At 66.5% G+C, this 13,780-nt stretch carries 11 protein-coding genes; 10 read left to right on the top strand and 1 reads right to left on the bottom strand.

What is annotated here, in order from left to right:
- Positions 1-97: 97 nt before the first annotated feature.
- Positions 98-1,318, bottom strand: coding sequence for an NnrS family protein (locus tag AC3FKH_RS23515; protein ID WP_488678196.1), 1,221 nt, complete (start codon positions 1,316-1,318; stop codon positions 98-100).
- A 224-nt stretch (positions 1,319-1,542) separates the two neighbouring features.
- Between AC3FKH_RS23515 and AC3FKH_RS23520 the strand changes: the two genes are divergently transcribed.
- From AC3FKH_RS23520 to AC3FKH_RS23565, 10 genes are all read left to right on the top strand, one after another.
- The gene (locus AC3FKH_RS23520) at positions 1,543-2,832 is read left to right on the top strand and encodes an MFS transporter (protein ID WP_488678197.1); all 1,290 of its coding nucleotides are present in this window, start codon (positions 1,543-1,545) and stop codon (positions 2,830-2,832) included.
- A 39-nt stretch (positions 2,833-2,871) separates the two neighbouring features.
- Positions 2,872-4,257: a NarK family nitrate/nitrite MFS transporter gene (locus AC3FKH_RS23525; RefSeq protein WP_488678198.1), complete on the top strand. Its 1,386-nt coding sequence runs from the start codon at positions 2,872-2,874 to the stop codon at positions 4,255-4,257.
- A gap of 174 nt (positions 4,258-4,431) precedes the next feature.
- Entirely contained in the window at positions 4,432-8,166 is a 3,735-nt protein-coding gene (locus AC3FKH_RS23530; RefSeq protein ID WP_488678199.1) for a nitrate reductase subunit alpha, read from the top strand.
- A gap of 2 nt (positions 8,167-8,168) precedes the next feature.
- A complete protein-coding gene (narH, locus tag AC3FKH_RS23535) occupies positions 8,169-9,716 on the top strand; it encodes a nitrate reductase subunit beta (RefSeq protein WP_488678200.1) in 1,548 nt (515 codons plus the stop codon).
- 27 nt (positions 9,717-9,743) lie between these two features.
- The gene (gene narJ, locus AC3FKH_RS23540; protein ID WP_488678201.1) at positions 9,744-10,418 is read left to right on the top strand and encodes a nitrate reductase molybdenum cofactor assembly chaperone; all 675 of its coding nucleotides are present in this window, start codon (positions 9,744-9,746) and stop codon (positions 10,416-10,418) included.
- A gap of 19 nt (positions 10,419-10,437) precedes the next feature.
- The gene (gene narI / locus AC3FKH_RS23545; protein WP_488678202.1) at positions 10,438-11,121 is read left to right on the top strand and encodes a respiratory nitrate reductase subunit gamma; all 684 of its coding nucleotides are present in this window, start codon (positions 10,438-10,440) and stop codon (positions 11,119-11,121) included.
- 28 nt (positions 11,122-11,149) lie between these two features.
- Positions 11,150-11,902 (top strand): peptidylprolyl isomerase, encoded by a 753-nt coding sequence (locus AC3FKH_RS23550; protein WP_488678203.1) that lies wholly within the window; start codon positions 11,150-11,152, stop codon positions 11,900-11,902.
- Positions 11,903-11,939: 37 nt separating this feature from the next.
- Positions 11,940-12,632, top strand: coding sequence for a carbonic anhydrase (locus AC3FKH_RS23555; protein WP_488678204.1), 693 nt, complete (start codon positions 11,940-11,942; stop codon positions 12,630-12,632).
- A gap of 5 nt (positions 12,633-12,637) precedes the next feature.
- Complete coding sequence (gene mobB / locus AC3FKH_RS23560) at positions 12,638-13,189, top strand: molybdopterin-guanine dinucleotide biosynthesis protein B (RefSeq protein WP_488678205.1); 552 nt, start codon at positions 12,638-12,640, stop codon at positions 13,187-13,189.
- A 25-nt stretch (positions 13,190-13,214) separates the two neighbouring features.
- Positions 13,215-13,598, top strand: a complete 384-nt coding sequence (locus tag AC3FKH_RS23565; RefSeq protein WP_488678206.1) for a putative zinc-binding protein — start codon at positions 13,215-13,217, stop codon at positions 13,596-13,598.
- Positions 13,599-13,780: the final 182 nt, after the last annotated feature.

The raw sequence follows: 13,780 nt of genomic DNA on the forward strand, positions 1-13,780 counted from the left end.
CCGTCAACAGGGCAGAATTCCCAACGCTGTTTGAATCGATCCGGTCCGTGTCGAAGGACACGAGCCGGATGGCCTTGGGAAGGACCGGGGGAAAGGCTCACCCTGCCTTTCCGTCGATCCTGGGCCGCGCCAGCCGCGGCGCGTAGACCACGGCGTAGACCGCGAATGCTGCCACCCAGCAGGCGGCCGCGCCATGGATCCATTGCAGGTACCCGGCCGGCCACAGCAGCGGCCCGATGACGCGCAGCACCGCGGCCGCCGCGACCAGCCAGTAGGCAGCGGTCTCCGCGCGCCCGGCAGCGAGCGTCCGGCCCGTATGCCCGAGCGCCGTGCGCGTGACCATGGCGATGATGGCGCCACCGAGCACGCCGACCGTGAACGCATGCGTGGCAATGCCCGGCATCACCAGGCCGAGTTCCGCGCCGGCCTGGAGCAGGAAAGCCAGCGGCAGCCACCCATAGGCCAGGTGCAGCGACCACAGCAGCGGGCGGTTGCCCACCGCATAGCCGCGCCAGCCGACCACGCGGATGCCGAGCACCACGGCCGCCAGCAGCGACAACAGGGCCGCCAGCCACCCGGGCAGTGGAACCAGCCCGGCCAGCAGGCCCAGGACTGCCGCCGGCACGGCCACGCGGTCGACCTTCGGATACTGGCGCAGGCGAAAGCCTGGAACGGCATTGGTCGTGAACATCGGAATCACGCGTGCGCCGATCACGATGACGAACAGCGTGATCAGCGCCACGCCGGCCTGGCAGGCGCGCAGCGCCGCATCGGCGTAGCCACCGGCATGCAGCGCAAGGCTCGACACATTGGCCAGGGCCAGCAGCCAGAGCGCAAACGCCAGCGGATAGTTGCGGCGATTGCCGCCTTTGACCAACGTGCGCGTGAACGCTAGCGCGGCCAGCGGCAGGAACGCGCCGTCGATCCACGCGGCCAGCACGCCAGGGCCGAACCACATGGCGCCACGCCCGGCCAGCCACAGCACGAACAGGCAAGCAAGCGGCGCGCCGGTCGGCGTGGGTTGCCCGGTCCACGCGCGCCCGGCCGTGAACAGGAAGCCGACCACGATCGCGGCGGCAAAGCCGAACACCATCTCATGGGCGTGCCACAGCATCGGCGGCAAGGCGTTTGCAGGCGCCATGCCCGCCGCACCGCCGAACACAGCCGCCCATACCGCCACGGCGATCGCCGCAAAGAGCGCGCCGCCCAGGTAGAAAGGGCGGAAGCCGAGCGCGAACAGCGCAAAGCCACGGGGCGGCGGACCCGCTTCCGGCGACTTGCGCGGACCGCGTGCGGGCAGGATAGGGATGGTTTCCATGATGGGCGCGTGCGAGAAATTTGATCCGTGTCACGGGTTGATACCGTGTCCAGGCGGGGTGCAACCACGATAGCACCCTGATGCCGCCGTCGTCCTCCGCCGATGGAACTAGCTCCACCAGCAGGTTCCGTGGCGTGGCGGCTTGTGCTCCCGGCGAATGGTCAGCCGTAACCCGCGTGCCTACTCTGGCGTCATCCCGTCAAAGTTGACACAGGAGTATGGCCATGGCCACCCCAACACGCGCGGCGCGAATGCCGGAGCCCGTCCCTTCCGGGGCATGGACGACGCTGGCATCCAGCACCTTTGCCTTCACCATCTGCTTCGCCGTCTGGATGCTGTTCGCCGTCCTCGGCATCCCGCTCAAGAAGGAACTCGGGCTCAATGAAACCGAGTTCGGCCTGCTGGCCGCCACGCCGGTGCTGAGCGGCTCGCTGATCCGCGTGCCGCTCGGCATCTGGACCGACCGCTACGGCGGCCGCGTCGTGTTCTTCCTGCTGATGCTGGCCACGGTCATCCCGATCTGGCTGATCTCGTATGCGCATACGCTGTGGCAACTGCTCGTGCTCGGCCTGTTCGTCGGCCTGGCCGGCGGCTCGTTCTCGGTCGGCACCCCATACGTTGCACGCTGGTTCCCGCGCTCGCGCCAGGGGCTGGCCATGGGCATCTTCGGCGCCGGCAACTCGGGCGCCGCGCTGACCAAGTTTGTCGCGCCGGCGCTCATCCTCGCTGCCGGCACGTGGGAAGTCGTGCCCCGGGTGTACTCGGTGGCGATGCTGGTGACGGCCATCGTGTTCTGGCTCGGCTCGCGCAGCAATCCCGCGCACCGGGTGACGTCCAGCACCGGCTTTCGCGAGCAGTTGACGATGTTGCGCGACCCGCGCGTGTGGCGCTACTCGCAGTACTACTCGGTGGTGTTCGGCGGCTATGTCGGCCTGTCGCTGTGGATGACCAAGTACTACATCGGCGAATACGGCTTCGACATGAAGGTGGCCGCGTTCCTGGCCGCATGCTTCTCGCTGCCGGGCGGCGTGCTGCGCGCGATCGGCGGCTGGATCTCCGACCGCTACGGCGCGCAGCGCACCACGTGGTGGGTGATGTGGGTGAGCTGGGTCGGCTTCTTCCTGTTGAGCTACCCGCAGACCGACTTCGTGATCCACACCACCACGGGTCCGCAGAGCTTCCGCATCGCGCTGACGCCGACAGTGTTCACGTTCCTGCTGTTCGTGGTCGGCATCGCCTTCGCCATCGGCAAGGCCTCGGTCTTCAAGTTCATCTCGAACGATTTCACGCACAACATCGGCGCCGTTTCCGGCGTGGTGGGCCTGGCGGGCGGCCTCGGCGGCTTTGTGCTGCCGATCCTGTTCGGCGCGCTGGCCGACCTGACCGGCGTACGCAGCAGCTGCTTCATGCTGATGTACGGCACCGTGTGCGTGAGCCTGGTCTGGATGCACTACAGCCACCGCGCCGAACGCCGGCGCAAGGAACAGGCCGTCGGCCTCACCCAGACGGCGTGACGCCGCCCCTGATCCCTCTTTCCACTCAAGCACACTGTCATGTCCACCTCTGTACTAACGCGCTGGGAGCCCGAGAACGCGGCGTTCTGGCAAAACACGGGCGAACGCATCGCCTACCGCAACCTGTGGATCTCGATCCCCGCGCTGATGCTGGCCTTCGTGATCTGGATGCTGTGGAGCGTGGTTGCGGTCAACCTCGACCGCGCCGGATTCCAGTTCACCAAGAACCAGCTGTTCTGGCTGACCGCGCTGCCCGCGCTGTCCGGCGCAACGCTGCGCATCTTCTATTCGTTCCTGGTTCCGGTGTTCGGCGGACGCCGCTTCACCGCCATCTCCACCGCGCTGCTGCTGATCCCGGCGCTCGGCATGGGCTTCGCCCTGCGCGACCCTTCCACCAGCTACCCGACGCTGCTGGCACTCGCGCTGCTGTGCGGCTTCGGCGGCGCCAACTTCAGCTCGTCGATGGCCAACATCAGCTTCTTCTTCCCGAAGGCGAAGAAGGGCCTGGCCACCGGATTGAACGCCGGCATCGGCAACCTGGGCGTGTCGGTGGTGCAGTTCGTCACCCCGCTGGTGGTATCGCTGGCGGTGTTCGGCACGCTCGGCGGCGATGCCCAGCAATACCAGGCCGGCGACGTCACCAGGAGCCTGTGGCTGCAGAACGCGGGTTTTATCTGGGTGCCGTTCATCGTGGTGTCGTCGCTGGCGGCGTGGTTCGGCATGCATGACATCGCCGACGCCAAGGCTTCGTTCGCCGACCAGGCCATCATCTTCAAGCGCAAGCACAACTGGCTGATGTGCTGGCTGTACGTGGGCACGTTCGGCTCGTTCATCGGCTTCTCGGCCGGACTGGCGCTGCTGACCAAGTCGCAGTTCCCGGGCGTGAATCCCACGGCTTATGCCTTCCTGGGGCCGCTGGTCGGCGCACTCACGCGTCCTGTGGGCGGCTGGATCTCCGACAAGCTCGGCGGCGCGCGCGTAACGCTGTGGACCTTCATCGGCATGATCATCGCCGTGTTCGGCGTGCTGGCCGCGTTGCCGCATGACGGCGCGGCGGGCAGCTTCCCGGCCTTCCTGGCAGCCTTCGTCGCGCTGTTCGCGCTGACCGGCGTCGGCAATGGCTCGACCTTCCGCATGATCCCGGTGATCTTCCTCACGGAGCGCCAGCGCGCCGCTGCCGGCAAGGGCGACGTCGTGCAACGCCAGGCGCTGCAGGAAGCCGGCAAGGAATCGGCTGCCGTGCTCGGGTTCTCCGGCGCAATCGGTGCCTATGGCGGCTTCTTCATTCCGAAGAGCTTCGGCACCTCGCTGGAGCTGACCGGCTCGGCCGACGCCGCACTGTATTGCTTCATCGCCTTCTACGTGAGCTGCGTGATCGTGACGTGGTGGTGCTACGCGCGCCGCAACGCTGCCATGCCCTGCTGATCCTGCCGGCCGGCCTAGTTCGGCCGAACTAGGCCGGCCCCCCCCCCCAACCCCCCACCCCCCCCGCCGCCCGTTGGCCCCCCCCATTTGAGCGCCCATTCCCTCCCCATAAGCTACGAGTGTCCCTGCAACGGCCGCGTGCGGCCAGCAGCTAGCATTCGCGGAGAACAAGAGATGAGTCACTTTCTGGATCGACTGAAGTTCATGTCGCGCGTCAAGTCCACGTATTCGGACGGGCACGGCGCGGTGGTGAACGAAGACCGCAAGTGGGAAGACGGCTACCGCAGCCGCTGGCAGCACGACAAGATCGTGCGCTCCACACACGGCGTGAACTGCACGGGCTCCTGCTCGTGGAAGGTGTATGTGAAGAACGGCCTGATCACCTGGGAAACCCAGCAGACCGATTACCCGCGCACCCGTCCCGACCTGCCCAACCATGAGCCGCGCGGCTGCCCGCGCGGCGCCTCCTACAGCTGGTACGTCTATTCCGCCCAGCGCGTGAAGTACCCGATGATCCGCGGCCGCCTGATGGAGATGTGGCGCGAGGCCCGCAAGACCATGGACCCGATCTCCGCGTGGGAATCGATCAGCCAGAACCCCGAGAAGGCCGCGCGCTACAAGAGCGTGCGTGGCCTGGGCGGCTTCGTGCGCGCCGACTGGAACACCGCGACCGAGATCATCGCGGCCGCCAATGCCTTCACCGTCAAGAAGTTCGGCCCCGACCGCGTGGTCGGCTTCTCGCCGATTCCCGCCATGTCGATGGTGTCCTACGCTGCGGGCGCGCGCTACCTGAGCCTGATCGGGGGCGCCTGCCTGTCGTTCTACGACTGGTACTGCGACCTGCCGCCGGCCAGCCCGCAAATCTGGGGCGAGCAGACCGACGTGCCCGAGTCCGCCGACTGGTACAACTCCACCTACCTGATGGTCTGGGGTTCCAACGTGCCGCAGACGCGCACGCCGGACGCCCACTTCTACACCGAGGTGCGCTACAAGGGCACCAAGACCGTGGCCGTGTCCTCGGACTTCGGCGAGATGGTCAAGTTTGGCGACATCTGGCTGGCCCCGAAGCAAGGCACCGATGCCGCGCTGGCCATGGCGATGGGCCACGTCGTGCTCAAGGAATTCCACGTCAGCCGCAAGTCGGCGTACTTCCGCGACTACATCAAGCAGTACACCGACATGCCGATGCTGGTGCTGCTGCGCGACAACGATGGCACGCTGGTCCCCGACCACTTCCTGCGCGCCTCGCACCTGGCCGACAACCTCGGCGAAGCCAACCATCCGGACTGGAAGACCCTGCTGGTCGACGACATGACCGGCGACATCGTCGCGCCCAACGGCTCCATCGGCTTCCGCTGGGGCGAGGGCGCGCACAACGGCGGCGAGAAGGTCGGCCGCTGGAACCTGGAAATGAAGGACGGCGGCAGCAGCCGCAATATCGATCCGCGCCTGTCGCTGCTGGGCAGCCACGATGAAGTGGCCGAAGTCGGCTTCGCCTATTTCGGCGGCGAGCATGACGCGCTGCTGCGCCGCCGCGTGCCGGCCCGCCGCGTGACGCTGGCCGACGGCACCACCGCGCTGGTCGCCACGGTGTATGACCTGCAGCTCGCCAACTACGGCGTCGACCAGGGCCTGGGCGGACCGAACGTGGCCACGTCCTATGACGACGACGTGCCCTACACCCCGGCCTGGCAGGAGAAGCACACCTCGGTGCCGCCGAAGCTCGTGATCCAGGTGGCGCGCGAGTTCGCCGACAACGCCGACCGCACCCAGGGCAAGAGCATGGTCATTGTCGGCGCGGCGCTGAACCACTGGTACCACAACGACATGATCTACCGCGGCATCATCAACCTGCTGATGATGTGCGGCTGTATCGGCAAGAGCGGCGGCGGCTGGGCCCACTACGTCGGCCAGGAAAAGCTGCGTCCGCAGTTCGGCTGGGCGCCGCTGGCCTTCGGCCTGGACTGGTCGCGCCCGCCGCGCCAGATGAACGGCACCTCGTTCTTCTACAACCACACCAGCCAGTGGCGCCATGAAAAGCTTGGCGTCGACGAGATCCTGTCGCCGACCGCCGACAAGAACAAGTACGGCAAGATGACGCTGCTGGACCTGAACGCCAAGTCCGAGCGCATGGGCTGGCTGCCGTCCGCACCGCAACTCGGCTCCAACCCGCTCGACGTCGTCGACGCGGCCGAGCGCGCCGGCAAGGATCCTGTCGCCTACACCGTCGAGCAACTGAAGTCGGGCAACCTGGAGTTCGCCTGCGACGACCCGGACAACCCCGCCAATTTCCCGCGCAATATGTTCGTCTGGCGTTCGAACATCCTGGGCAGCTCGGGCAAGGGACATGAGTACTTCCTGAAGTACCTGCTCGGCACGCAGAACGCCGTGTTCGGCGACGAGGACGATGCCATCAAGCCGAGCGAGGTCAAGGTGCGCCCGGCCGCCGAAGGCAAGCTCGACCTGCTGACCGTGCTCGACTTCCGCATGAGCACCACCTGCCTGTACGGCGACATCGTGCTGCCCACGGCCACGTGGTACGAGAAGGACGACCTCAACACGTCGGACATGCACCCGTTCATCCACCCGCTGTCCGAAGCCGTGCAGCCGCTGTGGGAAAGCAAGACCGACTGGGAAATCTACAAGGCCATCGCAAAGACGTTCAGCGAGATCGCCGGCCCGTATCTGGGCACCCGAAAGGATCTCGTCTGCACGCCGCTGCTGCATGACACCCCGGGCGAACTCGGCCAGCCGTTCGAGCCGAAGGACTGGAAGCATGGCGAGTGCGACCTGATCCCGGGCAAGACCGCGCCGTCGATGGTCGTGGTCGAGCGCAACTATGCCGACATCTACAAGAAGTTCACCTCGATCGGCCCGCTGCTCGACAAGATGGGCAACGGCGGCAAGGGCATCAACTGGGATACGAAGCACGAGGTCAAGGAGATTGGCGAACTCAGCAAGACCGTGGCCGACCACGGCGTGAGCCACGGCCGCCCGAAGCTGGAAACCGCGATCGACGCGGCCGAGATGATCCTGACCTTCGCGCCCGAGACCAACGGCCATGTTGCCGTGAAGGCCTGGGACGCGCTGTCCAAGATCACCGGCCGCGACCACACCCACCTGGCCGAAGGCCGCGAGCACGACAAGATCCGCTTCCGCGACGTGCAGGCCCAGCCGCGCAAGATCATCTCCGCGCCGACGTGGTCGGGGCTGGAGTCGGAAGAAGTCAGCTACAACGCCGGCTACACCAACGTGCACGAGCTGATTCCATGGCGCACGCTGACCGGCCGCCAGCAGTTCTGGCAGGACCACCGCTGGATGCTGGACTTCGGTGAAGGTTCGGCCGTGTACAAGCCGGCCATCGACACCAAGACGGTCAGCCCGATGCTCGGCAAGAAGCCGAACGGCAACCCCGAGCTGGTGCTGAACTGGATCACGCCGCACCAGAAGTGGGGCATCCACTCCACCTACTCGGACAACCTGCGCATGCTGACGCTGTCGCGCGGCGGCCCGCACGTGTGGATCTCGGAAGTCGAGGCCAAGGCCAACGGCATCCGCGACAACGACTGGGTCGAAGTGTTCAACGTCAACGGCACGCTGACCGCGCGCGTGGTGGTGTCGCAGCGCGTGCCGCAAGGCATGTGTTTGATGTACCACGCCCAGGAAAAGATCGTGAACGTGCCGGGTGCCGAAACCAGCCGCATGCGCGGCGGCATCCATAACTCGGTCACGCGTGCGGTCACCAAGCCCACGCACATGATCGGCGGCTACGCGCAACTCGCCTACGGCTTCAACTACTACGGCACCGTGGGCAGCAACCGCGACGAGTTCGTGATCCTGCGCAAGATGAAGAAGGTCGACTGGCTGGAAGGGCCGCTCGTGGAGAAGAACGTGAAGGAAGGAGCCTGAGAATGAAGATCCGTGCCCAGGTAGCCATGGTGCTGAACCTCGACAAGTGCATCGGCTGCCATACCTGCTCCGTCACCTGCAAGAACGTGTGGACCAGCCGTGACGGCATCGAGTACGCGTGGTTCAACAATGTCGAAACCAAGCCCGGCATCGGCTACCCGAAGGAATGGGAGAACCAGGACAAGTGGCAAGGCGGCTGGAAGCGCAATGCCAACGGCACCCTGGAGCCGCGCCAGGGCGGCAAGCTGAAGATCCTGGCGAACCTGTTCGCCAACCCGAACCTGCCGCAGATCGACGACTACTACGAGCCGTTCACCTACGACTACGAGCACCTGCAGAAGGCACCGCTCGTGCAGACCCCGCCGACCGCGCGCCCGGTGTCCGTGCTGACCGGCCGCAAGATGGAAAAGATCGAATGGGGTCCGAACTGGGAAGACGACCTCGGCGGCGAATTCAGCTCGCGTGGCCGCGACAAGCTGTTCGACGACGTGCAGAAGGAGATGTACTCGACCTTCGAGAACACCTTCATGATGTACCTGCCGCGCCTGTGCGAGCACTGCCTTAACCCGACCTGCGTGGCGTCTTGCCCGTCGGGCTCGATCTACAAGCGCGAGGACGATGGCATCGTGCTGGTCGACCAGGACAAGTGCCGCGGCTGGCGCATGTGCATCTCGGGCTGCCCGTACAAGAAGATCTACTTCAACTGGCAGAGCGGCAAGGCCGAGAAATGCCTGTTCTGCTATCCGCGCATCGAGGCCGGCCAGCCCACGGTGTGCTCGGAAACCTGCGTCGGCCGCATCCGCTATCTGGGCGTGATGCTCTATGACGCGGACCGTATCGAGCAAGCGGCATCGGTCGCCGACGAGCGCGACCTGTACCAGTCGCAGCTCGACGTGTTCCTGGACCCGCACGACCCGACTGTGCAGGCCGAGGCGCGCCGCCAGGGCATTCCGCAGAGCTGGCTCGATGCCGCGCGCAAGTCGCCGGTCTACAAGATGGCGTGCGAATGGAAGGTCGCCTTCCCGCTGCACCCCGAGTACCGCACGCTGCCGATGGTCTGGTACATCCCGCCGCTGTCGCCGATCCAGTCCGCCGCCGAGGCGGGCCACATGGGCATGAACGGCGTGATCCCGGACGTGAAGAGCCTGCGCATCCCGGTGAAGTACCTGGCCAACCTGCTGACCGCGGGCGACGTCATGCCGGTGCTGTCCGCACTCGACCGCATGCTGGCGATGCGCGCCTACAAGCGCTCGCAGGTCGTCGACGGCGAACAGGACCTGGCCGTGCTGGAACAGGTCGGACTGACGCCGGCGCAGGTCGAGGACATGTACCAGACCATGGCCATCGCAAACTATGAAGACCGCTTCGTCATCCCGTCGTCGCACAAGGAAATGGTCGAGGACAGCTTCAGCGACAAGGCCAGCTGCGGCTTCACCTTCGGCAACGGCTGCTCCGGCGGCACATCGGAAGGCACGCTGTTCGGCAAGAAGCCGAAGCCGGCCATCGCCTACGCCGCCCTGCCGCGTTCGCGCAAGGCCTTCGCCGGCTGAACCGGCTGAACAGACAGGAGTACCCACATGCCGCTCTACCCAATCCTTAGCGCACTGCTCTGCTACCCGGAGGAGGCCTTGCTCGAAAGCCTGCCCGAGATCGACCAGGCCCTGGCCGAATGGCCGCAGGCGCACGAGATGCTCGCGCCGCTGATGCACATGCTGCGCGGCGAAACACTGATCGCGCTGCAGGAAAACTACGTCGCCACGTTCGACCGCAATCCGGCGCATTCGCTGCACCTGTTCGAGCACGTCCACGGCGAAAGCCGCGACCGCGGCCAGGCCATGGTCGACCTGATCGAGGAATACCGGCGCGACGGCTTCGAGCCCACCGCGTCGGAACTGCCGGACTACGTGCCGCTGTTCCTCGAATACCTGGGCGCGCTCGTCGCGGACAACAAGGAAGCACGCGCCGAGCAACTGCTTGGCGATGCCATCCATGTGCTGGCCGCCGTGGGCGACCGGCTCGTGCGCAACGAAAGCCCGTATGGCGGCGTCTTCACCGTGCTTCGCACGCTGACCGACGTACAGCCCGAACCCCAGCAGGAACCGCCCGTGCGCGACATGGACGAAGCGCTCGAAACCTTCGGCCCCGGCGCCGATGGCGTCGAGCCGCTGCTCGGCCCCGCAACCGGCCCGCACGCCGTGAAGTTCTACCCGCGTGGCACCGCGCAGCGCGCGCCGGTGGCATCCGTCTGCTGAGAACGCCAAGGTGACGACCATGAACCTGATCCATCAATTCCTCTTCGGCATCTACCCGTATATCGCGCTGGCCATCTTCCTGTTCGGCAGCCTGGCGCGCTTCGAGCGCGAACAGTACACGTGGAAGACCGACAGCTCCCAGGTGCTCTACCGCGGCAACCTGCGCACGGGCAACATCCTGTTCCACGTCGGCATCCTGGGCCTGTTCTTCGGCCACCTGGTCGGGTTGCTCACGCCGGTGGCGGTGTGGGACACGCTGGGCGTCTCGCATGGCCTCAAGCAGGCCGTGGCCATGACCGCCGGCGGCGTGATGGGCACCATGTGCCTGGCCGGCCTGCTGATCCTGCTGCATCGCCGACTGTCCAACGCCCGCGTCTCGGCCGTGACCCGCGCCGGCGACAAGGTGCTGCTGCTGTGGCTGCTGGTCACGCTGCTGCTGGGCCTGTCTACCATCTTCGAATCCGCCAGCCATATGGACGGGCACATGATGGTGCTGCTGATGACCTGGGCCCAGCACATCGTCACGCTGCGCGGCGATGCCGCGAGCTTCGTGGCCGATGCTCCGCTGCTGTTCAAGGCGCACCTGTTCATGGGGATGTCGCTGTTCGTGATCTTCCCGTTCACGCGGCTGGTCCATGTCTGGAGCGGCTTCGCCTCGGTGGGCTACCTCGGCCGCGCCTGGCAACTCGTGCGCAGCCGCTGAGCCGCGCGCATCGAAACCGGAGAACACCATGCCAGTCACCGTCAACGGCGTAGAACTGACCGACGCCGACATCGAACGTGAATTGGACCACCACCACGACGCGCGCAATCCGGCGCACATGGCAACGGTATCCGCCATCCTGCGCCGCCTGATGCGCACCGAGGCCGAACGCCTCGGTATCGCCCGCGGCGACATGGACGACGACGCCGTCGCGCAAGCCCTGCTCATGCAGGAGGCACCCGTGCCCGATCCCGACGAGAGCAGCTGCCGCCGCCATTACGACAGCCGCCCCGACCGCTTCCGCGAAGGCGAATGGGTCGAGCTCGAGCACATCCTGTTCCAGGTCACGCCGCGCGTGCCGCTCGACGCGCTGCGCGAGATCGCGCAGCAGACGCTCGCGCTGATCAAGGGCGATCCGTCGACCTTTGCCAGCCACGCCAGCGCCTTGTCCAACTGCCCGAGCGGCGCCGGCGGCGGCCGCCTCGGCCGTGTGTTCCGCGGCGAGACGGCACCGGAGTTCGAACGCGCGGTCTTCGCCGCGCAGGCGCAGGGCTTGATGCCGCAGCTCGTCGAATCGCGGTTCGGCCTGCATATCGTTCGCGTGCTTGACCGCTGCGACGGCACGCGCCTGCCCTTCGACATGGTGCGCGCGGACATTGCGCGTTCGCTGTCGGATGCCGCCCGCGATCGCGCCTGGAAGCAGTACGCGAGCCTGCTGATCGGGCGCGCCAGCATCACCGGCATCGAACTCGACGGCGCCGACAGTCCGTTGGTCCAATAGCGCCATCTGGCGCCATCATTTCCGGGAGCCCGCTGGCATGCACGAGATTGAACGTCTGCTGAAAGGCTTCGAGCGCTTCCAGCAGCATTACTTCGAGGACAAGCCCGAGCTGTTCGACACGCTGCGCGACGGGCAACGTCCGCCGACCCTGCTGGTCGGCTGCAGCGATTCACGCGTCGACCCCGCCTTGCTGCTGGGATGCGACCCCGGCGAACTGTTCACCGTGCGCAATATCGGCAACCTGGTGCCACCGTGCACGGGCAGCCAGGAAGGCAGCCTGCACGGGGTATCCGCCGCGATCCAGTTTGCTGTCGAGCAACTGCGCGTGGCCCGCATCATCGTGATGGGCCATGCCGGCTGCGGCGGCATCCGCGCCTTGCTGGCGCAGCCGGCCGACGCCGGGAACGACGACATACCGGCCGGCAAGGACTTCATCGGCCCGTGGGTACGGATTGCCAGCGCCGCCCGCCGGCACGTCGACGAGACCCTGGCCAGCGCCAGCGCCGCGCAACGCCAGCGCGCCTGCGAGCAGGCCGCCATCCTGGTGTCGCTGCGCAACCTGGAGACATTTCCATTCGTGCGGCGCGAGCTGGAATGCGGCCAGCTCACGCTGCATGGCTGGTACTTCGACCTGGAGGCCGGCGCCCTGCTCGCGTACTCGCAGCGGGCCGACGGCTTCCTGCCACTCGTCTGCCCGCTCGGGCGCGAAAACTCACCTGCGAAGAACTAAGGATCATGCAAGGATTCGTTATCGGCATTGCCGGCTCATCGGGCAGCGGCAAGACCACGCTCATCACCGCCATGCTGCCCTGGTTCCGTTCTCACGGACTGAGCGTCAACGTGGTCAAGCACAGCCACCATCCGCTCGAACTGGAGCCACCCACCAAGGACAGCGCGCGCTTTCGCGCGGCGGGCGCCAACGAGGTCATGGTGGCCTCCCCCTATCGCTATGCCATCGTGCGCGAACTGCATGGCGAGCAAGAGCCCACGCTGGCGGAACAGCTCGCGCGGCTGTCGCCCGCCGACCTGACGCTGGTCGAAGGCTTCCGCGGCGATGCGATCCCACGCATCGAAGTCTTTCGTCCCGCGCATGGCCGCGAGCCGTACTATCCGCGCGACCCGTCCATCATCGCGCTGGCAACAGATGCGCCCACCGATTCCACGCTGCCTTGCCTGCCGCTGAATGATCCCACGGCGGTGGTGCTGTTCATCCTCGCGCTGCGCGCAAGCCGCAGCGTCCGGCGAGAGCCGCGCCACGCGCAGCAGCTTGCCAGCGTTGCCGCCTGACGTTGCCATCCCGATCGACCTCGCCATGTCCCACTCCACACCGGCCAGCCTGCCGCTGGTCTATGCCTGCTCGGGCTGCTCCAGCGTCGCGCAGCTCGCCAATGCCTTCGCCATCCGCCTGGACCGCAGTGGGCGCGCGGAGATGTCCTGCATCAGCGGCGTGGGCGGCGGCGTCCCTGCGCTGACGCGCGTGGCGCGCTCCGGCCGTCCGATCCTCGCACTGGATGGCTGTCCGCTCGCATGCGTGAAGGCTTGCCTTGCCGGCGTCGATGTCGTGCCCGCAAGGCATCTCGTACTGAACCGGCTCGGTGCCACCAAGCGGCAGCATGGCGAATGCACCGAAGCCGAAGAGAGCGCCACGTGGGAGGTTGTCGAGCAAGCGCTCGCAGAAATTTCTGCCGCCATTTAGCGAATGCATGGCTGCATGAAGCGCCGATAGCGACGACGCGCGCGACAGCAACCCCAAGGTCAGTATGGCTATAGGCTGCAGCGCTCTTCCTCGTTGACGACAGTCAACCCGGTACTGCGCAATCTTCACGATGATCTCCCTGACAGCCGGTGCAGCAAGCCTCACAACAAACCGGCACAACG

Source organism: Cupriavidus sp. 21MJTG02-4, from assembly GCF_057798975.1.

Coding starts and splice junctions, on each gene's coding strand:
- AC3FKH_RS23515 (WP_488678196.1), bottom strand. CDS start 1,318: ATGGAAACCATCCCTATCCTGCCCGCACGCGGTCCGCGCAAGTCGCCG.
- AC3FKH_RS23520 (WP_488678197.1), top strand. CDS start 1,543: ATGGCCACCCCAACACGCGCGGCGCGAATGCCGGAGCCCGTCCCTTCC.
- AC3FKH_RS23525 (WP_488678198.1), top strand. CDS start 2,872: ATGTCCACCTCTGTACTAACGCGCTGGGAGCCCGAGAACGCGGCGTTC.
- AC3FKH_RS23530 (WP_488678199.1), top strand. CDS start 4,432: ATGAGTCACTTTCTGGATCGACTGAAGTTCATGTCGCGCGTCAAGTCC.
- narH (WP_488678200.1), top strand. CDS start 8,169: ATGAAGATCCGTGCCCAGGTAGCCATGGTGCTGAACCTCGACAAGTGC.
- narJ (WP_488678201.1), top strand. CDS start 9,744: ATGCCGCTCTACCCAATCCTTAGCGCACTGCTCTGCTACCCGGAGGAG.
- narI (WP_488678202.1), top strand. CDS start 10,438: ATGAACCTGATCCATCAATTCCTCTTCGGCATCTACCCGTATATCGCG.
- AC3FKH_RS23550 (WP_488678203.1), top strand. CDS start 11,150: ATGCCAGTCACCGTCAACGGCGTAGAACTGACCGACGCCGACATCGAA.
- AC3FKH_RS23555 (WP_488678204.1), top strand. CDS start 11,940: ATGCACGAGATTGAACGTCTGCTGAAAGGCTTCGAGCGCTTCCAGCAG.
- mobB (WP_488678205.1), top strand. CDS start 12,638: ATGCAAGGATTCGTTATCGGCATTGCCGGCTCATCGGGCAGCGGCAAG.
- AC3FKH_RS23565 (WP_488678206.1), top strand. CDS start 13,215: ATGTCCCACTCCACACCGGCCAGCCTGCCGCTGGTCTATGCCTGCTCG.